Genomic DNA, 26,733 nt, shown 5'->3' with positions numbered 1-26,733 from the left:
GATGCCGAATGGCCGCGAACCGCATCTACGAGAACCCGTATCTAGCCGCACGACAGGAGTGGACGGAGCGATACGGCTCCTATGTCCAGGCCGCGCGCGCCTGGCGGATGGTCGGCATTCTTGGCCTCAGCATGGCCGTGATCGGCTTCTCCTATGCGATGTATCTCAGCACGCAGGTCAAGCTTGTCCCCTACATCGTTGAAGTAGACAAGCTCGGAGCATCGGTAACGGGCGGCTTCCCGCAGCAGATCGAGTATGCTGACGCCCGCGTTGTGCGGGCAGCGCTTGCAAATTTCATCACAAGTTTCCGATCGATCACCCCGGATGCGGTGGTTCAGAAGCAATACATCGACCGCACCTATGCGCTTTTGCGCATCTCCGATCCATCGACCCAGAAGATCAACGCCTGGTTTCGCGGCAATTCGCCGTTCGAGAAGGCCAAGTCTTCAACCGTTGCCATTGAGGTCAACAATATCGTGGCGCTCTCCAACCAGACCTACCAGATCGATTGGACCGAGTATGAACGCGATCGCAAGGGCAAGGAAACAGCGACCCGGCGGTTCCGCGGCATCGCAACGGTCACCCTTACTGCACCGCTTGACGAAACGACGATCCGCCTCAATCCGATCGGCCTCTATGTCCGGGATTTTGACTGGACGGCGCAGCTTTAAAAGCAGGAACCTCCACATGCCCAGAACAGGAATGATCGCGGCCCTCGGCTGCATGATAGGGCTAACCGCGGTAGCCGATGTGAACGCGCAATCCATGACGTCAAACGAGGTGAAGGGTACTAGCATATCCAGGAAGTGGCGGGGCACGCCTGGCTTGGTGACAACTGGATCCGACGGCAAGGTCGTGTTCCTGTTCGGCGAGATCCAGCCCTCCGTCATTTGCTCGCCGCTACAAGTTTGCGACATCGAACTCCAGGGGGGTGAGATCGTCCGTGACGTCCTCGTTGGCGACACCGTCCGCTGGAAGGTCGAACCGGCGACTTCGGGAGCAAGCGGCGAGCAGGCTATCCATTTGATCGTAAAGCCTTCGGAGGCTGGGCTTGTCACCTCCATGGTTGTGACGACCTCTCGCCGGACCTACCATATCCAGCTGAAGTCCCATCCGACCCAGTACATGGCACGCATCGGATTCGAATATCCAGAGGACGTCTCGACGAAGCTTGCCGACATCAATGCGCGGCTGGAGGCCGGCGGCATCCCAGGTGCTGCGCCCGACAAGCTGAACTTCTCCTACTCTGTAAATGGTCGCGCTGCCTGGAAGCCGAAGCGAGTTTATTCGGATGGCGAGAAGACCTACATCCAGTTTCCCAGATCGATCTCAAGTCAGGACGCTCCTGTCCTCTTCGTGGTGAGCGGCGGTCAAAACCGGATCGTGAATTATCGGATGAAGAGCGGCATGATGGTTGTCGACTACGCGGTGGAGCGAGCGGTCCTCATATCAGGGGTCGGCCGGCGCCAGCAAAAAATCACCATTCGGCGCAGGGGATAATCCAATGCAACTCGCTCCTCTCGTCCTCCTCATGGCCGTGCTCGTCTCGAGCTGCCAGACAGCCGACCATCCACTCACCACCAGCTCCACGCCGGTCGTGGTGACAGGCCCGGCTGCAGACGCTATTGCCGGGGATATGGCAAGCCGGTTAGCCGAGCAGATCGGATCGGCCCGCACAAGGGCGATCAAGATTGACAAGGACACCACGGAATACGCGACAGCCCTTGGGGCCGCGCTCAAGGGCTGGGGCTACAGCGTCATCACAGACGGGAAGAGCGGCAAGGACCAGGCGCCGATCCAGGTCTCCTATTCGCTTGACAGCTTTGACGGTCAGATCCTCGCTCAGCTGACGACCTCATCGCTTTCACTTGGTCGCGCCTATACGGCAACCGCGAGTGGGGCGACGCCTTCCAGCCCCCTTTCCATCATACAGCGAAAATGAGGGAGCGGACGAGGATGGCTCAGTCACTTCAGCTCGGCGCACCCAACAATGCCCAAAATCAACAGGGGATGCGCCGGCTCAATCGGCTCCCTATTGTGATCGCGATCGTCATTGTCATCCTGTTCTTCGGTGTAGTGATCATCGGCCTTTCGTGGCACGGACTATCGTTCAGTCGAGACGCCGATCTGGATAGCGCATCGAGCACGCCAGCAACGAATTTCGGAGACCAACTCAAACGCGGAATTACCGACGGCATTATCGGAGAACCTGAAAAGCAGGAGGTCTTCCAGCCAAACCCTTCGGTTACTCGAGGGTCGGAACGCCAAAAGCCTGTCGTCGAACCTGAGGAGGTCCGGCCGGTCATTCCCTCAAGGATCGAACAGCAAGAGGATTGGAAAGCAAGGCTGAAACGGGAACAGGATGAGCAATACTTCCGTGAGATCCAACGCCAAAGGATGGCGCGACTACAAGCCCAGACCACTGCCCTCGACTCACCCCTGACGGTCGACGTTTCCGAGCTGGGGGCATCTACCACCAAGATCACGGAAAACAATCGCCTACCTGTGGGCGAACCATCGAACAGCACCTCTGAACTCTATGATTCAGCGATGAAGTCCGGTCTTTTGGGCCAGACCGGCGACCCAAATAGGCAGGCCACCAAGGAAGACTTCTTCAATCAGGATATCAAGGATCTGGGTTACCTTCCAAACCAGGTCGTACCGCAATTGTCGCGCTACGAGCTGAAGCGTGGCTCCGTCATCCCCGCAACCTTGATCACCGGGGTGAACTCCGACCTGCCCGGAAGGGTTTCCGCGCAGGTCAGCCATAATGTATACGACAGTGCCACGGGTTATCGCCTCCTGATCCCGCAAGGTGCCAAACTTTTCGGGCGCTACGATTCAAAGATCTCGTTCGGCCAGCAGCGCGTCCTCGTGATTTGGACCGATCTTATCTTTCCAAATGGATCGACACTTCAGATCGGCGGGATGGCGGGCACCGACACCGAGGGTTACGCAGGATTCAGGGACAAGGTCGATCGGCATCTCTGGCGGACGTTCGGATCCGCCGCTCTCATCGCATTGATCGGTACCGGCATAGATACGTCCATGCCGGAGAGTTCGACCTTGGCGACGCAGGACACGGCATCGGATGCGGCGCGTCGAAATTTTGCGGAGTCATTTGGACGTCTGGCCGAACAAACCATCTCAAAAAACTTAGATGTTCAGCCGACCATACGGATCCGGCCAGGCTATAATTTTAGCGTTATTGTCGAGCAAGACATCATCTTTCCATCCGCTTATCGCTGACATCGTATTTCCGCGCGAACCTTCAATACAGAAATTCTGACAGTGGCGTTTAATCGTAATTTCTGATTAATTGTCATTTTTTTGTATTGACGGAGCTTGAAAGACGCTTTAGCCCAAGATGGCTATTGTACACGCTCGCATGACTGCCTGACGTAATTTAGCATCCCGAGTGTCGTGCCATGCTGGATTGTACATTAGCAATCCGATGCCCAACCGGCTGTTGCCGCATAGGCCGCTCGCACTGCGGGAGGTTGGCCTTCAGAGTATCCCAGCAGCCGGCATTGAAGATAGGAGGATAGTCCGTGGACGGAAATCTTCGCTCGCTTATCGACATGATCGAGGCTGCTCAGGACGAGCATATGATCAAGAGCGCTCTCAAGGAATTTGCTCAATCTTGCGGTTGTGACCGTTTCTCCTACCTTCAGACCGAGGGTCTGGAGATCAAGACGTTCAACTCGTATCCGGGACAGTGGCAGGACATCTATCTCGGCAATGACTATTCACGTGTGGATCCGGTCATTACTGAAGCCAAGCGTTGGGGCGGCGTCTTTTCCTGGGCTGCTGAAGATTGGGCATCTCGAGGGTCCTCCCACTTCACGCGTTTTCGTGATGAGGCAATCGACCACGGCATTCGTTCCGGTGTGACTATCCCTGTTGAAGGAAGTTATGGCTCAACGATGATGCTCACCTTCGCCTCCGACGAAAGGAAGGTGAGCATTTCCAGCCTACTCGACTCCAGAACCTCTGTTCAGATCGTCATGGCGGTCCACTACAGATTGAGGATGATCAGCGCGGCCACGATCATCACCCCTAAGAGGTCCTTGGCGCCGCGTGAGATGAGATGCGTCATCTGGGCTGCAAAGGGTAAGAGCACCCTCGATACCGCGATGCTGACAGGTATCAATGCGAGAACGGTTCAACATTACCTCGACAACGCGCGTCAGAAGCTTGATGCTAGAACATTGCCGCAGCTTGTCGCTCTGTTGAAGGATCGTGGTCTATTTTAGGTCGGACTCGTTGCAATCGAGGGCGACATCAGGAACATGTCCGAGGACCTCAAGAATTTCAGAAAGCTCATGTTGCTGAGCCTCTGCTCTTTCTTGGCGGGCCACATATTCATCCTGCAGGCTCTTAAGAATGGAACTGGGTGTGGTCGGATCATCGTAGGCACGCATCCATTCCGCATAGACAGCCTCATCCGCTTCGATGAGCCGGCGATGTTCCCGAATGGCGGAAATGGCCAATGCCTTCAGTTCCGACTTGGGCATTGAGCGGTATGGATGCCGGGGGCCGTGTGCCTCTTGATCGGTCGAACGCTCGTCTTTCATTCGCCTATCTAATCACATTTCTCTGAGAGAGAAATCCCTCGATCAGTCTCTTAAGTGATCGGGCCAAGGAAGCACGCTGCCGCGCGTCAGACATGTTGTCGCGCTATTAGTCAAGGAGAGCAACCGTGGCGGCCTGGGGCTGAAGGACCGTTGAGATCGAACTCATTATTGCCAGTCTCGGGTAGTTCTGTCCCACGTCTCATAACGAAGGGGACCAAAGCATCAGTTGTCAGATAGGTCCATCGATCGGATCGAACCCGAAAACAAATCCCTAACCCGCAAGCTGTGAGACCCCGGTCAGGCCGACAGGCAGGCCGAGCAGGCCTCGAACTGAAACTGAACACCACATGCGCCTCTAACCCCGGCCTTCCGAGGTTTTTTCGTAGCAGCCAGCCCGTTATAAGGTCTTGGCGGACACTTATAACGGCGATGTGAGATGAGTGAAGACGTACTGTTCAGACTGCTGAAGAAGCAAGGCCTGCCCCTGAAGCGCATTGTCAACGACAAGCCTTTCCCGGGCGTTGATAAAACAACGTGACATCGCCGGAATTTGACCAAGGGGGAACCGCGATATCAGGATCAATCTGCTCTGGGCAGCAGGTCCCACAGGTCGGGATGATGCCCACCAGAGATCGTGTCCCGTCGAGCCGCGGTGCCGTCGGGTGCCTGTCCTAAGACGCCTCACCAGGAAAGGTCGTTCTTCGACATAGTCTCGATCATCGTCCATGTCTGCACCCACGGGCGATCGGCTCCTGCCTAAGCCCTATCAAGGATTGGAATGAACGCAAGCACACGGTGGAACGGGCTGAAAAACTGATCTTGCTTGAAGCCATTATCGTCTCCGCTGGGGCAACACAAATGAGCGCGGCTTGAAGATTGCGACAACTGCCAGCCGTTCGAGCCGATCAAATCTGAAGCGCTCGCAACGAACTGGCCGGATGCGCGTTGTCGTCCATCGGACGATGCGGGCCGTTGAGCCGCTGGACCGACCAGGGGAGGGGAGCCATGGGTGTTGATCCATCTTCCAACAGCGCTGCGCAAAACGGTGCGGTTCAGTCCGATATAGTGCAATTAGCTGCATGGCTTGTGGCCGCGACTGTTTTCATCGGCGGCCTTTATGTCGGAAAAGGCGTCCTAATTCCCCTTGCCGTGGCTTTCCTGATTGGCTTCGCGCTGAACCCACTTGTGACGTGGCTCAGCCGTCGAGGTGTTCCAAGGGTGATGGCCGTCATCACGGTCATGTTGGTTCTCTTAGTGCTGGTGGCTGGGATCGGCTTTCTTGTGGCCTCGCAGGTTCGCGGCCTTGCCGACGAACTGCCCGTTTATCGGGCGACCATTCGCCAGAAGGTCCATGATTTCAGCGCGGGGTTGAAGGGGCCTGGCGTTCTGGATGAAGCACTCGAGACAGTGGAGGCCGTTCAGACCGAGGTCAGTGGCGCTGCTGATGAAGATGTGCCCTCCAGCATGGAAGTTGCTCCACCCCAACGTGTTGAGATCGTCGATCCGGCCTATACGCCGCTCAAGACCGCCCTTGAATGGCTCGCTCCGGCACTGGAGCCGATTGCAACGGCTGGCATCGTGCTTGTCTTCGTGTTTCTCGTCCTGCTTGACCGCAGCGACTTGCGTGATCGCCTCATCAGGCTTCTCGGCGGAAACCTGCAACGATCAACCGATGCCATGCAGGAAGCTGGAAAACGCATATCAAAATACTTGCTTATGCAGGTAGTAGTGAACATCTCCTACGGAATTCCGATGGGCCTCGGCCTGTGGTTGATTGGCGTTCACGGCTGGCTCTTATGGGGGGCACTCGCCGCGCTGATGCGCTTTGTGCCCTATATTGGGCCCATGCTTTCCGCGATTTTCCCACTTGCGCTGGCCTTCGCCGTGGATCCCGGGTGGAATATGGTGCTGCTGACCTTGGGGCTCATCCTGGCTCTCGAGCTCATCAGCAACAACATCGTGGAGCCTATGCTCTACGGCACAAGCACTGGGCTTTCCGCTATCTCACTCATCGCCGCTGCCACGTTCTGGACAGCATTGTGGGGGCCGGTGGGTCTTATACTGTCGACGCCTCTCACCGTATGTTTGCTGGTCGTGGGCAGGAGCCATCCGCAGCTCCAATTTCTCGATACGCTGCTCGGCTCCGCCCCCGTTCTTGACATCCCGACAAGGATCTATCAGCGACTACTCGCAGGCGATCCGGAAGAAGCTCTCGAAATCGTCGACAAGGCTGTCGTCGAAGATGGGATCGTCGACTTCTACAATGACCACGGCATTGAAGTTCTGCGACGCGTCAGCGACGATTATCTAAGCAATTCCCGGGCCGAGCATCGCCTGCGCGTAGCGAACGGCATGGACGTGCTTCTGGATGATCTGAGGGAAGAATATCCGCCGACCCTCGACCCCGCGGCACCGCCGCGCGTGGCATGTATCGGTGGCAAGTGGGAAATCGACAGCGTCGCCTGTGAAATGCTCGTGCATGCGCTGGCGATAAGCGAAATTCCCGCAACCGAGCGCCGCGAGGGCGTGCTGACGGCCCGCTATCTGGACAAGCTGGATCTGCACGGCATTGATATCGTCTGCATCAGCTATTTCAGCCGAGAGCCGGAAACCGCCGCGAGAACATTCTGCCGCCGCCTTCGTAAGCGCTGGCCAGGTAAGAAGATCGTACTGGCGCTTTGGAACGCGCCGGCCGTCAAATTCGAAGATGAATGGTTCGAACAGCTTGGTGCCGATGTGGCCGCCAACTCCATACAAGAGACGGTAAGGCGCATACAAAGCATGATCGCGCCCGAAGTATTGCGCGCAACCCAGACGGTCGAGGCCCCGGAGAATGATGAGGAACGGGTCAAGGCGCTCCACGATACCAAGGTCCTCGATGGCCATGCCCGTGAGGAACTGGACGGGCTCGCCAAACGAGCGGCCGACATTTTCGACGTCGGTCTTGCTGTCATTTCCGTCATAGATGATGTGGATGAATTCATCGTCGGGCAAAACAAAGATCTGCCCGGCAAGCGAACCCGTAACGGGACCGAGATGATCACCATGCCCCGAAATGAGGCCATTTGCGATCAAGTGGTGAGCACGGGCGAAGTGCTTATTGTGGGCGACACGAAGCGTGACCCCCGATACGCCGATCATCCGGCCATGAAGCTATGGGCGGCGCGGTTCTACGCCGGCGCCCCCGTGACGACCGTGGATGGCCTGGTTCTCGGAGCCTTGTGCCTGCTCGACACAGAACCACGCAACCTCGAGGATAAGGATCTCGCACTCTTGGAGGCAATGGCCGCCGATGTCGCTTCGACCATTACGGGAAACCAGGTGACACAAGCGACGCCCGAGCGTGACAATAATTCAGCGAGCACCACCACTGGTCAAAAGGTGCCCGAATAGCTGGTTCAGCGACGTTTGCCACAGCCGACTAATGTGAAGCCTGCGCACGCTATTCTCTATTCGTGCGACCTCCAATTTAGAACGGGATCGATAGAATGCGGCCAACTTTGAGTTTCATCACATGCTATTTCTGACCATTGATCCTTCTCAGATCAATCCGGATGCCGGCATCATCCGGTTCGCTCGGTATCTGAGAGGGTTCATCCGGACCGGCCTCCGCGCCATCGACTTCGCCGACCGGTGCTGAAAACCCTGGCTCCGTCTGCATGACCGCTCCTCCCGGATCCTGCGCCTGAAACACGTTCTGTCCCTCGAATTCTCCTGTCCGCCAAGAATGCACCGCATCATCGAACAGTTGAGGGAAGACCTCGTCGCTGGTCGGGTTCCCATACCATCGGGCAACGATGCGGAGGATCCTGGCAAACATTGCTGTTCCGATGCGAAGGTTGGAGCAGGGTTCAACAAGATCCGGTTTCAATTCTGATACGCCTGTGAGGCCAACTGCGGCCGGAAATTGCGTCAGGCCCACCCGCACATTGGATCGCTTGATGTTTTCTCGCACGATCTCAATGGCTTCCGCCGGCGTCTTCGGCTTCGGAACCAGGATCAGACGACCTGCGGCCCTCACGGTAATGGCGAGTGGGTCGTCCGATCCCACCGCTTCGACGAATTGCTCGACGATCGCCGGCTTCAGCGATGGGTCGGCACAGTCGTTGATCAACGCAGCATCCAGCATGCGAGCTCCATGTTTCAGGTGTTGAATGAAAGCACCAGAGGCAGATCGAACAGCCGTGCCCATGCCGCACTGGTTGCCCGCTGAATTTCGATGATCGATGTACCGGCGGTCCACCAACCGTTGCCGACCGCGACGATGGCGTCGGCGCGATGGAAAGCGGATTGCAGGATGGGCCAAACGAGAAGCTGCTCGTAGCAGATCAGCGGCGCGACTTTCACGGCACCCAGGTCGACAACAGGATTTGCAAAGAAATGCGCTCGGGCGCCGGCCCCGTCTCCGATCAAGCTTTTCCATGGTTGCCACATGGATCCGGGGACAGGCATGCGCTCACGATAAAGAATGTCGCTGCCATGCGACGATGTCGTCACCAGCACATTATCATACCCGCTTTCGTTGATAATCGCCGCGCCAGCGATGACGACGATCCCTGTCCCGGCGAGCTTTCCCTCCCAGAGGCGGCGAACGGTCGGCGTCCACAAGCCAAGGGCGCTTTCGGGAAGAACCAGCGTGGTCCCAGGTGGATGAAGGCGGACGAGGCCCATAAGCGCCTCCTGCCGCGTGAGACTGGTGTCGCGGCCCAAGGACACGCCAAATTCAAGATCGACACCTTGCCACGACGCAGGTGGAATCGGTGTTGTCCACCCAGCGGCGGACCACAGCCATAACCCTGTAATAGCGATGGCTGCAGCCGGCCGATAGCGTGTCGTCATGAGCGCCAGGCCGGCTGTCATCGCACCCAAGCCCCACCACCCCCACGCTGGAAATACAACGCCCGCCGCCGAAATCGGATGCGCCCATCCCACAATCCCGAAGGGCGGGATCGCCATAGCGATAGATGCGGCGAGGTAACGCGCCGTCCGCCGCCATCCAGCGCGGCTCGTCCAAAGTGCCGAGTGCACGATCACGAACGCCGCCGAGGCGACCAGCCACAGCAGCAGGCCCGTCCAGAGACTGGATGAATGAAAGCTCGCCACGCCCTGCGGCAATCCACGCGATGCGGCGAGGAAGTAGACCGCCGAGACGGTGGCCGCTTGCCCGCGCGTTCTCGCGAGAGACCAGAGGGCGGGGAAGGCGACAGCCACCGCGAGCAGAAGCACATTCCCGCTCCAGGCAACCCAGCCGACTGCGGTCGTGATCGCGACGAGAGAAACGAAGCGAAGATGATCACGGCGCATAGGTCCAAACCTCCTGCGCCAGTCCCAGAACATGTCGTCCCGGCAGGGGACCGAAATATCGAGAGTCAAACGACCCCGGAAAATCGGAATGCAGATACACAGTGCCTGACGCAACGACACCGCCCGCATAGGGCACAATCTGTCGACCCTGTCCGTCCCTGACCATCAGCTGCGAGTGCAAAAGCCGCCGCCCGTCAATTCGAACATCATCATCAATTTCGACGACCTGACCGGATGTCGCCGCAACCCGCTTGATCAGCGGCGCGACGCCGCCGGCGCAAAGCCCATGGCGTAGATAGCCCCGTGTGCGCGCCTCGCGCATGGCGGCGCTGGCCGGCGGGCAGATAAAAATGAGATCACCGCTACGGGTCGCGCGATTCAATGGAAGTATGCGCCAAAGGCCTATCGGTTCGCTCGGGGTGACGTTGACCCGGAAGCCGGCCATCCCAAAGGGGATGAACGCGGCGCACGTGATGAGCAGCGATGCGCCAAGCCACGCGAGGAACATCCCTCGTCTGCTTCGGAGCGGTATGGGCTTTTCGACCGATGTCGTCATTTGAAGGTCAGCCCCTGGCTCTTCGCCTGGCGCATCGCCTCGGACGCTTTCGGTGCTGTCACAGTGCGCTCATGGGCCGACAGCTGCTGCACCGTCCGCATCATTGCCCAGGCTTGCCGGACTTCGTTTTTCTGCACGGCATTCATGTCGGCGGTGACCCGTTGGAACGCATCCCCATTCGTGTCTTTGGCCGCAAGCGGCAAGAAGGTTCGTTCTCCAAACCGCTCGCAGACCGCCTTCGCAAAGCCGTCGAGTTCAGCTGCCACGGTTTTGTCCGCCTGCACATATTCAAAGCCTGCGGAAAGGTCATTGCGAGCGACAGCACCGCGCACATGTTCGAGCGCGTGCTCCGCATTGGCCGACAGGGCAGGGATCTCCAAGGCGACCTGTCTACGGATGGCCAACTCCTCCGCGTAACTTCGTCGTTCCGCTTCACCCCGTTTGCGAAGAAAGTCGCTCAGGCTGTCTGCAAGCGCCGTGACGTTCGTGAGTGCACGGTCCCGATCCGATTTGTCGGCACGGCTCGCAAGGACACCGGTCTTTCCCTTGAGCGCCCCAAACGCTAACGGCTCTGCAGCGATCCTGGCTATCGTCCTCGTCGCCGCCCTCTGATCTCGCAGCATCGCGGCTACATCGACAGCCCTGAACGCAGATTCAGGCTGGGCATAGACATGGTGGAAGCGCATCGACACCTCTTCCCACTGCTTTGTCAGCGCCGGGTCGGCCCCGAGCTTGTCGTCGACAGCCTGGTCGATCGATTTGGGGAAGGTGGTGATCCCGGCTACCATGGGATTGGCCTCCTTGGCTGTAGTTGGGATTACTTTTGCAGTGCTCTCGGCAAGGCCGATCCTGGCGCCGATGCCCGCCAGCCGGCCTGCAAGATCGACGAGCCTTTGTTTCTGGCGCACAGTCCATTCCAGACGGTCGCGGAGGACAGTTTTGGCGACGCTGACGAGGTAAAGGCCGCGCGCCTCGGCAAAGCGAAGCGCTTGCCGGTAGAAGCTTCCGGCCGCGTAATCGAGCGTCGTCTCCTTTGAGTTCTTACGAGAAAGGGTCGGGATCAGGCCACCCGCCTTGGCGAAGGACCGGCGGCCGTAGTAGACCCCGAGATCTTCTCTGTGACGGGTCATCGCGACATAGGTCAGGTGGCGATCGAGGGATAGGGAGGCCAGCACCTTGACCTGGTCGACAGTCGCGCCCTGGCTCTTGTGTATCGTGGTGGCGTAGCCGTGATCGACATTGTTGTAGAAGCGTTGCTCGACCAAGACCTGGCGGCGATGCCCTCCGTCACCGATCTCCGCGACGATGCGACCGGGAGCTGCCTCCACCAACTTGGCCAGCATGCCGTTCTTGACACCGATCGAGCCCTCGTTCTTCAGGAAGACGATCTGGTCGCCGGCGGCGAAGTTGCGATTGCCGTCTGCCGTCTCGAAGGTAAAACCGGAAGCAATAATACCGCGCTTGATGAGCTTGGCGCGCGCCAGCTCGTTCAGCATCCGGACATCGCGGCGCAGGTGTGCGAGGATAAGAGTGGACTTCGCAGGATCGTAATCGCGGTTCCAGTCCTCGATCAGGTTCGAGACTGCTTCAGCCTTCAGCTCGGCCCCTATCATCCTTCCATTGGCCCGATAAGCTTCAACCGCTTTGCCGACGTTGCCACGAGCAAGATCAAACGCAGCATCGCGCATCCATTGCTCGCGCTGGCGATAGATGGTTTCGAGTTCGGTATAACCGATACGATTGGCAATCGCCCGAAAGGCAGCACCGGCCTCGATCGGCTGTAGCTGCTCTGGGTCTCCCGCTAACACGAGCTTGGCGCCCGTCCTCGTGGCTGCTTCCACAAACAGCGCCATCTGCCGGGACGATACCATCCCTGCCTCGTCGAGTACAAAGATCGTCTTGCCGTCGAGCTGATCACGGCCCTGGCTCCAGCGCAATTCCCACGACGAAAGCGTACGGGAAACGATACCGGCTTCCTTCTCCAAGCCTTCCGCCGCCTTGCCCGCAAGCGCACCACCGACGACACGATAACCGGCCGCTTCCCAGGCCTCCCGGGCCGCTTTCATCATTGTCGTCTTGCCGGCGCCGGCGCGGCCGATCACAGACGCGATCCGCTCCCCTCCGGCTATGTGCTCGATGGCCGTCCTCTGCTCTTCCGACAGTCGACCTTGGCGTGCAAATGTCGCCTCGAGCACCTGTTGCCCAACGCGATGCGACGACCGCTGGGAAAGCCAGATCGCCCGATTGACCATCTTAGCTTCCAGCCGGATCAACTCGTGCGTCGTGTACTTGGCCGGTGAACGCAGGCCTGTCGCAATGTCGATCCTCTCGCGATCGAGACGTAGTGTCTCCGGGCTTTGGAGAATACGCGCCATCAGGCTTTGGAAGAGACCTGTTTCGTCGATGTACCGATGCAGGATCTTGGCGATATCTCTCTCATCGAAGACGCTCTTCTCTCGCGTGATGAGATCCAGGACCAGATCCGGATTGCGCCGGATGCGTGTGGCATTCTCGGCTCGCCGCTGTTCCTGTAGCTCCAGCCGTTCAAGCGAAACCTGCTCCGCAGCTCCGTCTGCTTTCCGGTCGATTGCCGTGGCGCTGACGCCAAGGTGGATGGTAGGAGTAAGGTCGATGCCCTGCCTCTCGAAGGATCGACCATCGATGCGAATGTCGAGACCCGCCAATGCCAGATGCCGGTTTTGGCAGGCGAACCAGCCATCACGAAATGCGTTGAAATCGCCGAGCCCACCGGCCCAGAGTTCGTAGACGATCTTTCCCGCATCGTTGCGCAGCGGATTTCCATCCGTTCCTGTCACGGCCACCTTCTTCGGCCCAAACCCATCCGCCGTCAGCGGCCGCAGTGTGGTCATCAGATGGATATGCGGATTACCTGGCGCGTCGTGGAAGACCCAATCAGCCACCATTCCCTGGGTCGTGATGTGCCTTTCGACGAAATCCCGGACAAGATCGATGTTCTGCGTCACTGAAAGCTCGATTGGCAGGGCGATGGTCACGTCCTTGGCGAGCTGGGCATCGGAGCGTTTCTCGAAGTCCTCGACCGTGTTCCAGAAGGCTTCGGAGGCACCGGACACCGAACGATCGGAGATCATGGACCGCAGCCATTCCGGCGCCTCGGCCGGGATGACGAACTCCTCGTGCAGCAGATCCCGCTTGCGGGTGTAGTCGATCGTGCGCGCTTCCCGCTCATATTCCATTTTGGCGCAGTGCCGGTAGGCCGCAGACAGCACCGCGCTGCGGCCGGAGCCGCGGGCCACGATGCTGACTGAGAAATGCGGAACGGCCATGGGTGGCATCGCCTTCTATGATTGAACACTTGCAACGGGTTGGTCGCAAGCGGAGGCCCCGCCAGGGTACAGAAGCAGACCGTCGCATCAGCGACGTATAATTGCGCCCTTGGAAGCCGCTCCTTCGGAACGGTCGGGATCATTCACCAAAGCATCGCCCTTGGCGATTGTAGGATTCACAGTAGTGCGTCCCGCACTCCGGTCTGAGAATCTCTCCTTCCAGCATCGAATTCCAGCCACAGGAGACAAACCGAATGAAGAAGCCATCCTCGAAAATCCGTGAGGAAATCACCAAACTCCAGGAAGCACTGAAGGCAGCGGAGACACGTGAAGCCGAACGGATTGGCCGGATCGCGCTCAAGGCCCGTCTTGGCGAGATCGCAATCGATGAGGGCGAGCTGCAGGCAGCTTTCGAGGAAGTGGCAAATCGGTTTCTCGAACGCAAGCCAGGATCGAACGGGAGAGAGAGGGGAGGGCTTGATCGCACCGAAACGTCATCGGTCCCAATCGACGCGGCTCAGAGCGGCGCTGGCGAGGCTTGAGCGAATGGCAAGAACCATGGCATCCGATGCCCGCAAGAAGGACACGCGCGAAAAGATCCAACTCGGGGGTTTGATCGTGAAAGCAGGTCTTCGCTTCGAGAAACGGGCGATATTGCTCGGTGCGCTGATAGAGCTCGGCCATCGCCTGAAAGCGGATGCCGGTGAGCGGGCAAGGCTGATAGCGATCGCAGCAGAGGTCTTCGGCAATGACAACCAGTAGATTTTTCCTCTTCATCGTCCCGGCGGCGCTGATGATCGCGGTCACGGTTGGATCGACAGATATCGTTCAATGGCCCGTGACCTTCGGCAAGACCGACGCCGCAAGGCTGATGCTTGCACGGGTGGGAAACGCGACACCCTATCTCGCCGCCGCGGCTATCGGCATAATCGCACTTTTCGCATTTGCGGGATCCGCATCCATCCGGGCGGCCGGCTGGGGTGCGGTCGTAGGAAGCCTTGGCACTGTCCTCATCGCCGCTGCGCGAGAGGTATGGCGCCTTTCGGCATTCGCCGACAAGGTCCCCATTGATCAATCCGTATTCACCAATCTCGATCCCGCCACAATGGTTGGCGCGGCAGGCGCACTCATGGCGGGGTGCTTCGCGCTCCGGGTTGCGCTGATCGGCAACGCAGCCTTTGTCCGCCCTCAACCAAAGCGGATCACCGGAAAACGCGCAGTCCATGGAGAGGCCGACTGGATGAAGCTGAGCAAGGCCGAGAAGATCTTTTCCGAGGCCGGCGGCATCATCATTGGCGAACGATATCGCGTTGACCACGATGGTACAGCAACCTGCGGGTTCCGGGCCGACGATCGGGATAGCTGGGGAAGGGGCGGCAAGGGCCCACTCCTGTGCTTCGACGGTTCCTTTGGTTCTTCGCATGGGATCGTGTTCGCGGGTTCGGGCGGTTTCAAGACGACGTCGGTGACGATTCCGACCGCACTTAGATGGGGCGGAACGCTGATCGTTCTCGACCCCTCGAACGAAGTCGCCCCGATGGTGTCGCACCATAGGGAAGGGGCGGGACGAAGGATCCGGATCCTTGATCCCCGACAGCCCAAGACCGGCTTCAATGCGTTGGACTGGATCGGCAGATTTGGCGGCACCAAGGAAGAGGATATCGCCTCCGTCGCATCCTGGATCATAAGCGAGAGCGGACGTGCGAGCGGCATCCGTGACGACTTTTTTCGTTCCTCTGGTCTTCAGCTTCTCACCGCGATGATTGCCGACGTCTGCCTGTCCGGTCACACGCCAACCGGGCAGCAGACGCTGCGCCAGGTGCGCGCCAATCTCTCCGAGCCCGAGCCGAAGCTACGCCAGCGCCTGCAGGATATCTATGACAATTCGGAATCCGAGTTCGTGAAGGAGAACGTGGCCGCCTTCGTCAACATGACGCCCGAAACCTTCTCCGGTGTCTATGCCAATGCGATCAAGGAGACCCATTGGCTTTCCTATCAAAACTACGCATCTCTTGTATCCGCATCGGCATTCTCGACGGACGACATTGCGTCGGGCAGGACCGATGTCTTCATCAACATCGACCTTAAGACGCTCGAAACACATGCGGGGTTGGCACGGGTGATTATCGGATCGTTTCTCAACGCGATCTACAACCGCGATGGCGCCATTGAAGGCCGCGCTCTCTTTCTCCTCGACGAGGTGGCGCGACTTGGCTACATGCGCATCCTTGAAACCGCGCGCGATGCCGGCCGCAAGTACGGCATCACGCTGACGATGATTTATCAGTCGATTGGCCAACTGCGCGAGACCTACGGTGGCCGCGACGCTTCGAGCAAATGGTTCGAGAGCGCCAGCTGGATCTCGTTTGCTGCTATCAACGATTCCGAAACGGCGGACTACATCTCGCGGCGATGTGGCTTGACGACCGTCGAAATCGACCAGGTCAGTCGTAGCACCCAGTCGCGGGGATCGTCACGCACGCGCTCAAAGCTTCTCACATCCCGCCCGCTGATCCTGCCACACGAAGTGCTGCGCATGCGGGCCGACGAGCAGATCGTATTCACGGCGGGAAATGAACCATTGCGATGTGGCAGGGCCATCTGGTTTCGTCGGAGCGATATGAGATCTTGCGTGCGCCAGATCCGTTTCCAGCCCCCCTGAATTTAACAGGCCTATATAGAACTCCAGCGATTGTCCCGTGTACCCAGAAGCTTCGACAGAGGCCGCGATTGCCCCGCCGGTCGCACGCAACCCGTAATCAGCGCACACCGAAGCGCTGATTATCTCGGCAACCCGTTCGTGAACGGAAGACCTCCGCGTAGCGAGTTGGCTGGCTCGGCTGCGCGTCAGTGGTGCCTGGCAGGTTGCGCCTGCTCCGAGCCGCAGGATCGGTTAGGTACGGCTGCCGAACCACGAGCCACGCGGCCTAACCGGACGCCCCCCGTATAGCCACAAGGCCCTGTTCCACAGCCTCGCGCAATGCTTCCATACCGTATGGCTTGGTCACGACGACGGCATCCGCGGGAAGATCGGCAGAAGTCCGATCATAACCCGTTGCATAAACAACACCTATGGAGGGATGCCTGCGACGAGCTTCCGCCACAAGATCGGCCCCGCCCATGTCCGGCAATCCAAGATCCGTCACGATGAGGTCTATGACCCGGTTGTCGAGAAGCGTGAGGGCCTCCGCACCAGTCGCGGCTTCGGTTACCGTGTGTCCGAGCTCGGCGATTAATTCTGCCGTGTTCATTCTGATGATGTCGTCGTCCTCCACCAGGAGTACCGATATCTGCACCGGCTGCTGTCCGATTATCTCGACGGGGACGTGGGAGGGATTGGCAGCCTGGATACGCTGGGCTCGATTGGAAAGCACGTGTCGCAGTTTCCTTGCGAGCGCCTCGCGGGTGTAGGGCTTCGAAAGAAGGTCGACGCCCGGATCAAGCCGACCACCGTGCACAATCGAGTTCTCGGTATATCCCGATGTGTAGAGAACTGCCAGGTCTGGTTGACGTTCGCGGGCCTTCTTCGCCAGCTCCGGGCTCTTGAGGGTGCCGGGCATCACCACATCGGTGAACAGAAGATCAATCGCTGCCCCGGATTCGATCACGATGAGGGCATTATCCGCGTTTGGAGCCTTGAGGACGTTGTAGCCAAGGTCCGTCAGGGTCTCCACGACGGTCTCGCGCACTTCGTCGTCGTCCTCAACGACCAAGATCGTCTCGGTACCTCCAACTACGGGGCCAGTCTGCACGACAACTTCCCGGTCTTCCGTATCCGTGGCGCGTGGAAGGTAGAGCTTGACCGTCGTTCCGTGACCGACTTCGCTATAGAGCTTGATGTGCCCTCCGGACTGGCGCACGAATCCGTGGACCATCGACAGGCCAAGGCCCGTTCCCTTGCCTTCTTCTTTGGTCGAATAGAAGGGCTCGAACACCCGGTCGAGTATTTCCGGAGGAATGCCTGTCCCAGTGTCACTGACCGAAAGCACCACGTATTGACCCGGTGTCACCTCGTCATGAGCCAACGCATATGCGTCATCCAGATAGGCATTGCCGGCCTCGATGGTGAGCCGACCCGTTCCGCCCATACCATCCCTTGCGTTGATTGCGAGGTTAAGAAGGGCGTTCTCGATGTTCGTCGGATCCACGAAGCAATTCCAAAGGCCGCCTGCAATGACGGTTTCGATCTCGATTGCTTCTCCAATCGAACGCCGGAGTAGGTCATCCATACCCTTGACGAAGCGGCCAATATTTATGACTTTCGGATCGAGCGCCTGGCGACGTCCAAAAGCGAGTAGCTGGCTCGCCAGCTTCGCGCCACGGCTGACGCCCGCCAGGGCATTGGTGACGCGCCGCTCAGCACGTTCGTTTCCTGCCACATCCTTCATCAGCAGCTGGAGATTGCCTGACACGACCTGGAGCAAGTTGTTAAAGTCGTGAGCGATGCCTCCTGTAAGCTTGCCGATTGTCTCCATTTTCTGCGATTGCTGCAGTTTTGCCTCTGTCCGTCGGCGCTCCGTTATCTCCTCGACGACACGTGACTCGAGCGTCTCGTTCAATTGGAGCAGCTGTTCCTCGGCATGCTCCCTCTGCTGCACCTGCCGCTCGAGATCGCTTGTCCGTTCCTTCAGAGCCTCTTCCGCCAACCGCTGCTCAGTTATGTCAGTATGGACGCCCAACCATTCAACAATATCGCCTGTCCGCGAGACGATCGGCACCGCGCGAATGAGGAACGACCGCCACACGCCATCACAGCGGCGGACACGATGCTCGAACACAAAGGTTCGCCGCTCGCAAACCGCTGCTTTCCAGGCGGCGAGGGTTCCGGCTCTATCCTCCGGATGGATGCTGTCAGCCCAACCGTACCCTTGATACTGTTCGGGTGCCTGTCCCGTGAGCGTCGCCCATCCCGGCTGCTCACCAACCATTCTTCCGTCTGCAGTGTTGGTCCAGAGGACACCATGGACAACGTCCATGGCCGCCCTGAAGCGACCATTGCTTTCGGCAAGCGCGAGTTCCGAACTCTTTCGGTCGTGAACGTCAATGATGAGAACATAGATCCCCCCGGTTCCGTTTTCCATTCGGCGCGGGATATAACGGACCTCGGCATGACGGCTTTGGCCGTCAGGTCTGGTCATCAACGTATCGGTGACGACTGTCTCGCCTGCCATCGCCCTTTGCAGCAACGGCAATCTGCTTTCAAAGTAGTCCCGGCCGAGAACGTCCGCGACGGAGCTTCCAACGACTTCTGCAGGCGTTCGTCCGAACCACTCCATGTAGGCATCGTTGGCAAACCGGTAGGTGAGATCATTATCGATGAACCCCACCAGAATGGGCAGCGCATTCGTCAGCTGAATAAGTTCGGTCTTGCTTTCAGCTAGCGCGGTCTGCGCGATGTACTTTTCTGTGTTTTCCAGAACGGTGCAAAGCACACCATCAACCTTGCCATCCTCAGAGTATATCGGCGTGTAAAATAGATCGAAGATGACAGTTTCGGGCTTTCCCGTGCGGTTGAGAACGAGAGGCTGGTCGCGAAACGACTGTACTTCGCCCCTCAGTCCCGCTTCGAGTATCCGGCTGTTCCAGTCCCATATTTCGGGCCAGATTTCAGATACGCGCCCACCGAGCGCACCCGGATGATAGCCGCCGGCGATCTCTTTGTAGCCGTCGTTGTAGATCATGACGTGGTCGCTACCCCACATCAAAACCTGCGGGATCGGGGAATTGATGATCGAGCTTACCTTGATGCGAAGGTGACGCGGCCAGTCCGATATGGGGCCAAGGGACGTTGAGGCCCAGTCATGACAACGCACCCGCTCGCCCAATTCGCCGCCGCCGATCGGCCAGTGCTCGGCAATCACCGTCTCTGCTACCACGTTCATCTGATGCACCCTGAAAACCCTCCTTGCCTAGTAGTGGCTTTTGGCTGAACATTCCAGCACTAGCTTCGAAGGTGTTCCCCGGATGTTCGCTGGTCGCCGCATCACGTTAAGAACGGCTGGCTGAGTTAACGGGTGCGCGTGCTGACTTTCCTGGTTCGGAAGCGGAGCATTGATCAAAAGAGTGGGTCATGAGCAAAGTTAACGAAAACCCCGAATGGTACGGAGTATTGGACTTCTGGTTTCCGGAGCGGCTCAATCCGGACTTCGACGACGCCGCACATCGCGAATATTGGATGTGGAGGATGCGCGGTGGAGCGGACGAAGCGATCATAACCCAATACACCGACTTGACTGAACGGGCATCGCGGGGCGAACTGGATCATTGGTCGAGCGCCCCCCTTGGCAGGCTGGCGCTCATCCTCGTGCTCGACCAGTTTCCGCGGTCGATCTGGCGCAGCACGGCCCGCGCTTTCTCCCTCGACGAACAGGCTCTCGCGGTAGCTTTAGAAGGTTACTCCAACGGCCACTACGACGCTCTGACCACACCTTGGTACAAGACAATGTACAATCTGCCACTCGCCCATTGCGAAGGCCCCGATCATCTCGAGCGGATCGAGAAAGTGGTGGGGTTGGCACAAGATATTCTGGCGGAAGCGCCGGAGTTTCTTCGGGCGGGATATGAGTTTGCCGCACAACAGCCGGTCGAGGTGCGCAAGGTGATCGTTGCGTTCGGACGCCATCCTCATCGCAACGAGCAGCTCGGGAGGATATCGACACCTGAGGAAGAGAGGTACATCGCCGAAGGCAGGTTTCCGCATCTGCGGGTCCCGCCAACCACCTGAATACTTCGTTAGACCACGCCCGCGGATTGTAACCATCCCTGCGGCCAAGCCGACAACGCATCCTCTGGTGCAGGCTCAAATGGCGCCAAACAGCCCGCGACCGGAGCGCTTTCATGTGGCGAGAAATCAACCGATCGTTCGGTGGGACTGATGGTTCCGATGTCCCTCGAACGATCGGTGACGAGTTAGTTCGATACTGCCTCAGGCTTCCGCATTCTGGTTCACGACAGAGGTCGCAATTGAGGTCAGCGCGAGATCGGTCTCCTGTTCCTCATCCAAAGTTGTCTGCAACAGACCTGCGGCGTCATTCAAACCAAGTTCCAGAGCCCAGGTACGCAACGTGCCATAGCGCGACATTTCATAATGCTCTACCGCTTGTGCCGCGGCCAGGAGCCCAGCGTCGAGCGCAGGCGAGCCTGCGTATTCCTTCATAATCTCTGCGCCTTCGTCGGTGATACCCAGAATGGCGGCGCAGGTCTTTGGTTCGGGCTTCTTTCCGATGATCTGGAACACCTGCTCAAGACGTTCAATATGGACCTTGGTTTCGCTGAGGTGCTTCGTGAAGGCGGCCTTCAGCTGGCTATTGGATGCGGCCCGTTCCATTTTAGGCAGCGTCTCCACGATCTTTCGCTCGGCGAAATAGACGTCTTTCAGGGTGTCATGGAAAAGATCGTCAAGTTTCTTTACGTCGGCCATAACGGCTCCGTTCTGTTGGTTATTAAACCGGGGGAGGATCCCGCCGATTTGTTGTCACCTGGTGCGGGCTGGAGCTGGACGGACGAGGAGAGCATTTCGCTTGGTCCCCGATACGCCGCCAAACCATCCAGCAACGGCACCCAGTGCCAGCGCGATAAAGCCAAGTATGGCTCCTGCCGACACGACAGCGGCAGCCGTTTCGGCAGCCTCGGCAGCCCGCTGCTTGGCGGCTTCCAGGTTCTCGCGGTACGTCTGCTCGTACTGTTCAACCTGTGTGCGGGCTTGATCGACAGGAATACCCTGTGCTTTGGAAACCGCGTCAGCCGCACGAGTGCGTGCTTCCTCGGCCGCTGCTTCGTCTCCCGTGACAAGAGCCCTGACCGACGATATGGCAGCGCTCTGAAGAGCCTGCGGGTCATTGCCCGTGGAAGAACGTATTTGCTCTTCAATTCCCGCCATCGGGTTGGCTGTATTGGCGAGCGCAGGCGCCGCGGTTGTAGCCGCTGTTGCCGCAGTCTGACCGACTCCGCCGATGATGCTTGTCAGTCCGCTGAACGCACCGCCGACAAGAGCGCCTATCGAAGTCGTCAGCAGGTATAGAACGACCAGCGTCGTAACCGCCCAGGTCGTTAGGCCGTGATATCCGCCTGTCGACTTGCTCGGGCGTCCAGAAAGGCGGCTAGAGATGTAGCCACCGAGGAATGCCGCCACGATACCCGCCAGGACAAACCAGATACCGCCACCAATGGAGAATGTGCTGGCTGCCGGATTGTCGGAAGTCGTCGGGTCAAGGACGGCTGCGCCGATTCCGACGCCAACTAGATTCAGGAGGAACTGGGCAGCGAGAGCGATCGCGACACCCGCGAAAATCGCCCCCCAGCTGACTTTGTTATATGCTTCTGTTTCCGACGCGCTGCTTGTGACGGCGGTGTGGGGACCGTGGGTCGAGACGGGGATTGTCATAATGGTGCTCCAGGCACTACTCGGGATCGAGAGTGCCCCCCTAACGTCCAGAAGGCGCGCTAGTTCCCGTATAGACTTCCGTCACCGGAGCTTCGACACCATCGAGGCGGGCGAGCGTTGCTTCCGTCGGTTGAAGAAGACCGAAGGGTCAATTCTATCTGGGGGAGGCAAGGGGAGTTTGTGATCGTCCTGTCTCGAAGTTGACAAGTCGCGGCGGAAAGGGAGGTGTCGCCCTTCCGCCGCGTCCCTTTTGCCTCATCATCTCACTCAAAATCGCCCCTCTGGACGGCGCACCAGAGGTCGTTTCCTCCGGTGTTCCGCAGTCTAGCGCAGCGTGAGATCTTGAATTGTACGGGCACCCTTCGACGGCATCTTCACGATACACTTCGGATTTCGTTGGTGTGGTTGAGGCAACTGAGGTTCTTCGCCCCGCATGCACGCTAAGAAAAGACCCTGCAGGCGCGAACCTCGTGCTATCAATGAGGAGTGCCGGGTTGCCGCTTTCAGTAACTCTTTCAGCAAGGCGCACCAGGAAGGTCTAACAATACCGTGACATCGGACACAGACGACAGCCATCCCGATTGGGGGCTAGAACAATTTCATCGCGCCATTGAAGCCGCCGGCGTGGCCTTGTGGTCTTGGCAGGTAGACACAGACCGCCTGCTGATGGACAGGTATGGGTATGCGCTTTGGGATGTGACACGAGATGTCCCCCTGAGCTTTGAACATCTCTCTGAGAAGATTCACCCTGCCGACCGGGACCGCGTAAGAGCGGCTTTCTCCGCAACCAGAGCCATCATCGGACCTTACGAGATCGACTTCCGCATTCTCGTGGGCATGGAGGTTCGGTGGATATCAGCACGTGGACAAGGGAATGATGACGGGATGAAGAACCGCACCATGACGGGCATTTTTCTGGACGTCACAGGGCGCAAGCAGGCAGAAGAAAGCCAGGAGCTTCTTGCTGGGGAGATGAGCCATCGGGTCAAGAACCTTCTAGCGATTGCCTCCGGCCTAACCTTGATCACGTCGCGTTCCTCTACTTCGATTGAGGATATGACGAAGCAACTGACCAATCGCCTGACGGCGCTCGGTCGAGCCCATGATCTCGTTCGGCCGCTACCGAGCGGGCAGGGCCATGCTGCGCTCCTCGGGGATATTTTCACCGTCTTGCTTGCTCCATATGACGACGATGGAGCATTCGCCGGAAGGATAAGAGTGGCAGTCCCGCGCATTGGTGTTGGCGAGGGGGCGGCGACGGGCCTGGCGCTGGTCATCCACGAGTTGGCGACAAATGCCCTGAAGTATGGGGCTATGTCCGTCTCTGAAGGAACCTTGGACGTATCAGGAACGATGATCGGAGATGACGTCGAAATCCGGTGGACGGAGAGAGGTGGCCCCGAAGTCATCGCGCCGGAGGGACCCGGTGGATACGGTAGCAAGCTTTTACGCCGTACGTTGGCAGGCCATCTAGGCGGAACTCTTAAGCACGAATGGTCAAGCGGAGGTTTGCTGGTTACCCTGCGTATTGATGGACATCGCCTGTCCAGCTAGCGATGGACGCGGATGGCCTGTTCTGCCAACGGCCCCCACCTACTTTTTGACCGGTCGAACGGCTGAAGACCATGGTGAATCTACAGGGTTTCGAGAAGTAGCCCGCAGATGTTGGACGACAGATCCAATTGGTCAACTCGCAGTCAAACTCGCTTAGATGATCCTCAATTCCGTCCCCATGGCTGTGGCCTGCGGCAGCGTGGTCGCCCCGAGCGCAGCCTTGGCATTGCGCAGGTGAAAGGCGACATTACCGGGCGTGTCATTTTCGATGACGGCGATATCCCTCATTCGTTTGCCTTCCGCGCACCAGCGTAAATAGATGCGTTCAGCCGCCTTCAGGCGGATCCTGGTCTGATCTGTCGGCCGTGCGCGCAGCATGCGCAACTGACAATGCAACTGACCTATAGCAGCTGCAGCCAGGACCGGACTAAAGGTACAGCTGGATGCGAAGCCTGGCTTGCTTGATGCAAGCGTCAGCATGGCGAAGCGTGAGAACCCCGTCCTGATCGGGATCGTGATGCCCGATTGGATGCCGAATTCTGCGGCTTCACCGAAGAAGGCACGCAGTTCCTTCGAGACGGTGTGGGAGGCGCTATTGGACCACGCAAACCCCTCCATGCCATTCCATGCGCGCCGGATGACCGGGTCGATGCTTGCGTAGGACTTTTGAAAATAGAGCTGCTGCCATTCCAGCCGGTAATTGGAGATTGCTTCCTGATTATCGGCATAGAGGCACAGATACGCATAGGACTCGAAGCCTGCCTCGAGCGCCAGCTGCTCCAGCGCGTCCTTCACCATGGCATCATCCTGGGCCATCGTTACATGTTCGATGAGCCTATCAAACCATTCATCCATTCTAGATCCTCCCGACGCGCCTTCATTTCGGGCGCACCTCAGCTGCAATTATGAGTAGTCCCCAAGTCGCAGGTGCAATTATACTTCGCTCACCGACAAAAATATGACGATCTATTACATATTGGGCATGCGCCCTCTCAATTGATGGAACAGGTCTGCAGAAGATCAATCCTCATAGCCAATCAATCGCGACCATTCAGTATTGGTAATCACCTGGCGCCGCCGTCCAGTGTTGCAGGACATTCAGCAATGGAGGAGCGCAGGCGTGAAGATTTCCAGACTCTTAGCCACACTTGGCATCATTGGGACGGGGCATGGCGCCTCCGCGGAAGAGTTGATCGTCAACAGCTACGGTGGTCCCTACGAGGATATCATCCGAGAAAGGATCATCGCGCCTTTCGAGCATCAGTTCGGCGTAACAGTCATATATGACGCCGTCGGCTCGGCATCCCAGGACTACGCGAAGATCAAAGCTACTGCCGGTCGTCCAGGCTTCGACGTCGTCGTTATGACAGCCGCGCAATCGCTCGATGGCTGCCGCGACGGCCTACTCGAGCCACTAACCCCCGACGCTGTCTCCAATATTGCAGCCCTTGATCCGAATGTTCGGGCCATGGCTGGTGAGTGTGGAGCGGTCCACGAACTTCAGTATCTTTCCCTCGTCTGGAGGAAAGACAAGCTGCCTGTCGCGCCAACATCCTGGTCTGCCCTTTTGGACGACGGTTTGAAAGGCAGGGTCATCCTGCCGACGTTCCAGAACGTCATGGCCGCCTACCTCGTCGAAGTCATGTCGGTGAGCCATGGAGGGGATCTCCTCGATGACATCGGTCCCGGTTTCGAAGCGACGGCCAAGCTCGCCAAGCATTCGATCGGCTTCGAGCAGGCGTCTGCGGTCATGGAGAACTACATCAAGGACGGCCGTGCATGGGCGATGCCATTTTGGAACGGCCGTGCCCAGCTGCTGATGGATAGTGGAATACCCATTGACTATGTAAGGCCGAAGGAAGGAACTGTTCCGCTCATCGCCACCTTGAACGTGCCGAAGGGCTCGGAAAACAAGGACTTGGCCCTCAAGTTCGTGAACTTCTGGCTGGAAAAGACGAGCCAGGAGGCCTGGGTTACCGGCTACAAAGTCGGGAGCGCCCGTCCCGATATCGACGTTCCGGATGATGTGCGGGCGCGGCAGATAACGACCGAAGCGGACTTAAAAGCGCTGCTACTGCCAGACCTGACCGAGCTGTCAAAGCGGCTGCCCGAATGGGGTGCTCGGTGGGAACGCGAAGTCGTGACACAGGCGAGGTGATGTGAGGATGTCATCCATCGAGACATTGTCTGCCCTGCGCCAGCCAACCCATCTCCCCGTCCGGCTCAGTCGATATTTCCCGCTTGCGCCGCCGCTCATCGTCCTGATGATTGCGTTCGCCATTCCCATGGGAATGATGATCGGGTTGAGCTTCCACGATGCGGATACCGGGATACTGACGCTCGACAACTACGTGCGCTTTTTCGGCGACGATCTAATGCTGGCCGGTCTGTGGCGCACCGCGCTGATGTCGGGTCTTGTCGCACTTTGCGTGACCGTCATGGCCTATCCGGTCGCGTACTATCTCGCGCGATCGACCTCACGATGGCGCGTGGTCGTCTTCGCGCTTGCGATCACCCCGGAACTCGCAGGAGTTGTCCTTCGGACGTATGGATGGCTGGTTATCCTGGAAGATCACGGTGCGATCAACAACCTCCTGACATGGTCAGGGCTGATCTCCGAACCTCTGCCCTTGTCCAAGAACCTTATCGGTGTGGTCATCGGGCTGACGCATGTCGTCCTGCCCTTCGGGATCCTGTCGCTATTGACGAGTATTCAGGGCATTGATCCCAATCTGGAGCGTGCCGCACAAATCCTGGGCTCATCGAGAGTGTCGATCATCCGGCATATCATCCTGCCGCTGTCCGTGCCCGGTATCGTGAGTTCGCTGCTGATCGCGTTCACTATGGCTGCCAGTGCCTATGCGACGCCGGCCCTTCTTGGTGGCGCGGGCTTCAAGGTCATTGCGACCATGGTTTACGAACAGGTCCTTTTCTACATCGACTGGCCGTTCGCTGCCGTCATGGCGGTCATCCTGCTTGTGATGATGCTGACCATCGCTTTCATCGGGGCGCGTGTGGAAGCGCGCCTCCACAGAAAACTCCATATCTGAGGGA

At 58.5% G+C, this 26,733-nt stretch carries 22 protein-coding genes; 13 read left to right on the top strand and 9 right to left on the bottom strand.

Annotated elements, in window-relative coordinates; genetic code table 11:
- Positions 1-8: 8 nt before the first annotated feature.
- From LH464_RS19930 to LH464_RS19910, 5 genes are all read left to right on the top strand, one after another.
- Positions 9-671: a conjugal transfer protein TrbF gene (locus LH464_RS19930; RefSeq protein WP_226788164.1), complete on the top strand. Its 663-nt coding sequence runs from the start codon at positions 9-11 to the stop codon at positions 669-671.
- 16 nt (positions 672-687) lie between these two features.
- A complete protein-coding gene (gene trbG, locus LH464_RS19925) occupies positions 688-1,500 on the top strand; it encodes a P-type conjugative transfer protein TrbG (protein WP_226788163.1) in 813 nt (270 codons plus the stop codon).
- A gap of 4 nt (positions 1,501-1,504) precedes the next feature.
- Positions 1,505-1,942, top strand: a complete 438-nt coding sequence (gene trbH, locus LH464_RS19920) for a conjugal transfer protein TrbH (RefSeq protein ID WP_226788162.1) — start codon at positions 1,505-1,507, stop codon at positions 1,940-1,942.
- A gap of 14 nt (positions 1,943-1,956) precedes the next feature.
- The gene (gene trbI / locus LH464_RS19915) at positions 1,957-3,249 is read left to right on the top strand and encodes an IncP-type conjugal transfer protein TrbI (protein ID WP_226788161.1); all 1,293 of its coding nucleotides are present in this window, start codon (positions 1,957-1,959) and stop codon (positions 3,247-3,249) included.
- 302 nt (positions 3,250-3,551) lie between these two features.
- Complete coding sequence (locus tag LH464_RS19910) at positions 3,552-4,256, top strand: autoinducer binding domain-containing protein (RefSeq protein WP_226788160.1); 705 nt, start codon at positions 3,552-3,554, stop codon at positions 4,254-4,256.
- Here LH464_RS19910 and LH464_RS19905 read toward each other — a convergent pair.
- Entirely contained in the window at positions 4,248-4,577 is a 330-nt protein-coding gene (locus tag LH464_RS19905; RefSeq protein WP_226788159.1) for a transcriptional repressor TraM, read from the bottom strand. The two genes, LH464_RS19910 and LH464_RS19905, sit on opposite strands and share 9 nt — an antisense overlap.
- A gap of 1,005 nt (positions 4,578-5,582) precedes the next feature.
- Here LH464_RS19905 and LH464_RS19900 point away from each other — a divergent pair.
- Positions 5,583-7,970: an AI-2E family transporter gene (locus LH464_RS19900; protein WP_226788158.1), complete on the top strand. Its 2,388-nt coding sequence runs from the start codon at positions 5,583-5,585 to the stop codon at positions 7,968-7,970.
- A 124-nt stretch (positions 7,971-8,094) separates the two neighbouring features.
- Here LH464_RS19900 and LH464_RS19895 read toward each other — a convergent pair whose 3' ends face one another.
- The 4 genes from LH464_RS19895 to traA are packed head-to-tail and all read right to left on the bottom strand — an operon-like array spanning position 8,095 to position 13,742.
- Positions 8,095-8,706, bottom strand: a complete 612-nt coding sequence (locus tag LH464_RS19895; RefSeq protein ID WP_226788157.1) for a TraH family protein — start codon at positions 8,704-8,706, stop codon at positions 8,095-8,097.
- Between the two features lie 14 nt (positions 8,707-8,720).
- On the bottom strand, positions 8,721-9,881 hold the full coding sequence (locus tag LH464_RS19890) for a conjugal transfer protein TraB (protein WP_226788156.1): 1,161 nt from the start codon (positions 9,879-9,881) through the stop codon (positions 8,721-8,723).
- Positions 9,871-10,389 (bottom strand): conjugative transfer signal peptidase TraF, encoded by a 519-nt coding sequence (gene traF / locus LH464_RS19885; protein WP_226788155.1) that lies wholly within the window; start codon positions 10,387-10,389, stop codon positions 9,871-9,873. The genes LH464_RS19890 and traF overlap by 11 nt, the downstream gene beginning before the upstream one ends.
- 44 nt (positions 10,390-10,433) lie before the next feature.
- Positions 10,434-13,742 (bottom strand): Ti-type conjugative transfer relaxase TraA, encoded by a 3,309-nt coding sequence (traA, locus tag LH464_RS19880; protein WP_226788154.1) that lies wholly within the window; start codon positions 13,740-13,742, stop codon positions 10,434-10,436.
- 254 nt (positions 13,743-13,996) lie between these two features.
- On the opposite strand from traA, the gene traC reads away from it, so the two are divergent.
- From traC to traG, 3 genes are read left to right on the top strand one after another with little or no spacing between them, the layout of a single operon-like run.
- Entirely contained in the window at positions 13,997-14,284 is a 288-nt protein-coding gene (gene traC, locus LH464_RS19875; protein WP_226788153.1) for a conjugal transfer protein TraC, read from the top strand.
- A gap of 4 nt (positions 14,285-14,288) precedes the next feature.
- A complete protein-coding gene (gene traD, locus LH464_RS19870) occupies positions 14,289-14,504 on the top strand; it encodes a type IV conjugative transfer system coupling protein TraD (RefSeq protein WP_226788152.1) in 216 nt (71 codons plus the stop codon).
- Positions 14,491-16,404, top strand: coding sequence for a Ti-type conjugative transfer system protein TraG (gene traG / locus LH464_RS19865; RefSeq protein WP_226788151.1), 1,914 nt, complete (start codon positions 14,491-14,493; stop codon positions 16,402-16,404). The genes traD and traG overlap by 14 nt, the downstream gene beginning before the upstream one ends.
- 265 nt (positions 16,405-16,669) lie before the next feature.
- On the opposite strand, the gene LH464_RS19860 is transcribed toward traG, so the two are convergent.
- Positions 16,670-19,624, bottom strand: coding sequence for a hybrid sensor histidine kinase/response regulator (locus tag LH464_RS19860; protein WP_226788150.1), 2,955 nt, complete (start codon positions 19,622-19,624; stop codon positions 16,670-16,672).
- Positions 19,625-19,812: 188 nt separating this feature from the next.
- Between LH464_RS19860 and LH464_RS19855 the strand changes: the two genes are divergently transcribed.
- Positions 19,813-20,466 (top strand): DUF924 family protein, encoded by a 654-nt coding sequence (locus LH464_RS19855; protein WP_226788149.1) that lies wholly within the window; start codon positions 19,813-19,815, stop codon positions 20,464-20,466.
- Between the two features lie 201 nt (positions 20,467-20,667).
- Here the strand turns inward: LH464_RS19855 and LH464_RS19850 are convergent, their stop codons facing one another.
- Together LH464_RS19850 and LH464_RS19845 are read right to left on the bottom strand one after the other, a co-directional pair.
- Positions 20,668-21,162 carry a YciE/YciF ferroxidase family protein gene (locus LH464_RS19850; protein ID WP_226788148.1) on the bottom strand — a complete coding sequence of 165 codons (495 nt, stop codon included), beginning with the start codon at positions 21,160-21,162 and terminating at the stop codon, positions 20,668-20,670.
- A 54-nt stretch (positions 21,163-21,216) separates the two neighbouring features.
- Positions 21,217-22,125, bottom strand: a complete 909-nt coding sequence (locus LH464_RS19845; protein ID WP_226788147.1) for a PhnA-like protein — start codon at positions 22,123-22,125, stop codon at positions 21,217-21,219.
- A gap of 549 nt (positions 22,126-22,674) precedes the next feature.
- On the opposite strand from LH464_RS19845, the gene LH464_RS19840 reads away from it, so the two are divergent.
- A complete protein-coding gene (locus LH464_RS19840; RefSeq protein ID WP_226788146.1) occupies positions 22,675-23,679 on the top strand; it encodes a sensor histidine kinase in 1,005 nt (334 codons plus the stop codon).
- Between the two features lie 153 nt (positions 23,680-23,832).
- On the opposite strand, the gene LH464_RS19835 is transcribed toward LH464_RS19840, so the two are convergent.
- Positions 23,833-24,534 (bottom strand): autoinducer binding domain-containing protein, encoded by a 702-nt coding sequence (locus tag LH464_RS19835; protein WP_226788145.1) that lies wholly within the window; start codon positions 24,532-24,534, stop codon positions 23,833-23,835.
- 265 nt (positions 24,535-24,799) lie between these two features.
- Here LH464_RS19835 and LH464_RS19830 point away from each other — a divergent pair, with 265 nt between their 5' ends.
- Together LH464_RS19830 and LH464_RS19825 are read left to right on the top strand one after the other, a co-directional pair.
- Positions 24,800-25,837: an ABC transporter substrate-binding protein gene (locus LH464_RS19830; RefSeq protein WP_226788144.1), complete on the top strand. Its 1,038-nt coding sequence runs from the start codon at positions 24,800-24,802 to the stop codon at positions 25,835-25,837.
- Between the two features lie 7 nt (positions 25,838-25,844).
- Positions 25,845-26,729: an ABC transporter permease gene (locus LH464_RS19825; protein ID WP_390625020.1), complete on the top strand. Its 885-nt coding sequence runs from the start codon at positions 25,845-25,847 to the stop codon at positions 26,727-26,729.
- The last annotated feature ends 4 nt before the right edge of the window (positions 26,730-26,733 follow it).

It is taken from the genome of Pseudorhizobium xiangyangii (genome assembly GCF_020531965.1).
Taxonomy (GTDB): Bacteria; Pseudomonadota; Alphaproteobacteria; order Rhizobiales; family Rhizobiaceae; genus Neorhizobium; species Neorhizobium xiangyangii.
The sequence above is the reverse complement of the archived record's forward strand: the minus strand, read 5'-3'. Positions and strand labels throughout refer to the sequence as shown.

Coding starts and splice junctions, on each gene's coding strand:
- LH464_RS19900 (WP_226788158.1), top strand. CDS start 5,583: ATGGGTGTTGATCCATCTTCCAACAGCGCTGCGCAAAACGGTGCGGTT.
- traC (WP_226788153.1), top strand. CDS start 13,997: ATGAAGAAGCCATCCTCGAAAATCCGTGAGGAAATCACCAAACTCCAG.
- LH464_RS19855 (WP_226788149.1), top strand. CDS start 19,813: ATGAGCAAAGTTAACGAAAACCCCGAATGGTACGGAGTATTGGACTTC.
- trbH (WP_226788162.1), top strand. CDS start 1,505: ATGCAACTCGCTCCTCTCGTCCTCCTCATGGCCGTGCTCGTCTCGAGC.
- trbI (WP_226788161.1), top strand. CDS start 1,957: ATGGCTCAGTCACTTCAGCTCGGCGCACCCAACAATGCCCAAAATCAA.
- LH464_RS19930 (WP_226788164.1), top strand. CDS start 9: ATGGCCGCGAACCGCATCTACGAGAACCCGTATCTAGCCGCACGACAG.
- LH464_RS19835 (WP_226788145.1), bottom strand. CDS start 24,534: ATGGATGAATGGTTTGATAGGCTCATCGAACATGTAACGATGGCCCAG.
- traD (WP_226788152.1), top strand. CDS start 14,289: ATGGCAAGAACCATGGCATCCGATGCCCGCAAGAAGGACACGCGCGAA.
- traA (WP_226788154.1), bottom strand. CDS start 13,742: ATGGCCGTTCCGCATTTCTCAGTCAGCATCGTGGCCCGCGGCTCCGGC.
- LH464_RS19860 (WP_226788150.1), bottom strand. CDS start 19,624: ATGAACGTGGTAGCAGAGACGGTGATTGCCGAGCACTGGCCGATCGGC.
- traF (WP_226788155.1), bottom strand. CDS start 10,389: ATGTTCCTCGCGTGGCTTGGCGCATCGCTGCTCATCACGTGCGCCGCG.
- LH464_RS19845 (WP_226788147.1), bottom strand. CDS start 22,125: ATGACAATCCCCGTCTCGACCCACGGTCCCCACACCGCCGTCACAAGC.
- LH464_RS19850 (WP_226788148.1), bottom strand. CDS start 21,162: ATGGCCGACGTAAAGAAACTTGACGATCTTTTCCATGACACCCTGAAA.
- trbG (WP_226788163.1), top strand. CDS start 688: ATGCCCAGAACAGGAATGATCGCGGCCCTCGGCTGCATGATAGGGCTA.
- LH464_RS19890 (WP_226788156.1), bottom strand. CDS start 9,881: ATGCGCCGTGATCATCTTCGCTTCGTTTCTCTCGTCGCGATCACGACC.
- LH464_RS19895 (WP_226788157.1), bottom strand. CDS start 8,706: ATGCTGGATGCTGCGTTGATCAACGACTGTGCCGACCCATCGCTGAAG.
- LH464_RS19905 (WP_226788159.1), bottom strand. CDS start 4,577: ATGAAAGACGAGCGTTCGACCGATCAAGAGGCACACGGCCCCCGGCAT.
- LH464_RS19825 (WP_390625020.1), top strand. CDS start 25,845: ATGTCATCCATCGAGACATTGTCTGCCCTGCGCCAGCCAACCCATCTC.
- traG (WP_226788151.1), top strand. CDS start 14,491: ATGACAACCAGTAGATTTTTCCTCTTCATCGTCCCGGCGGCGCTGATG.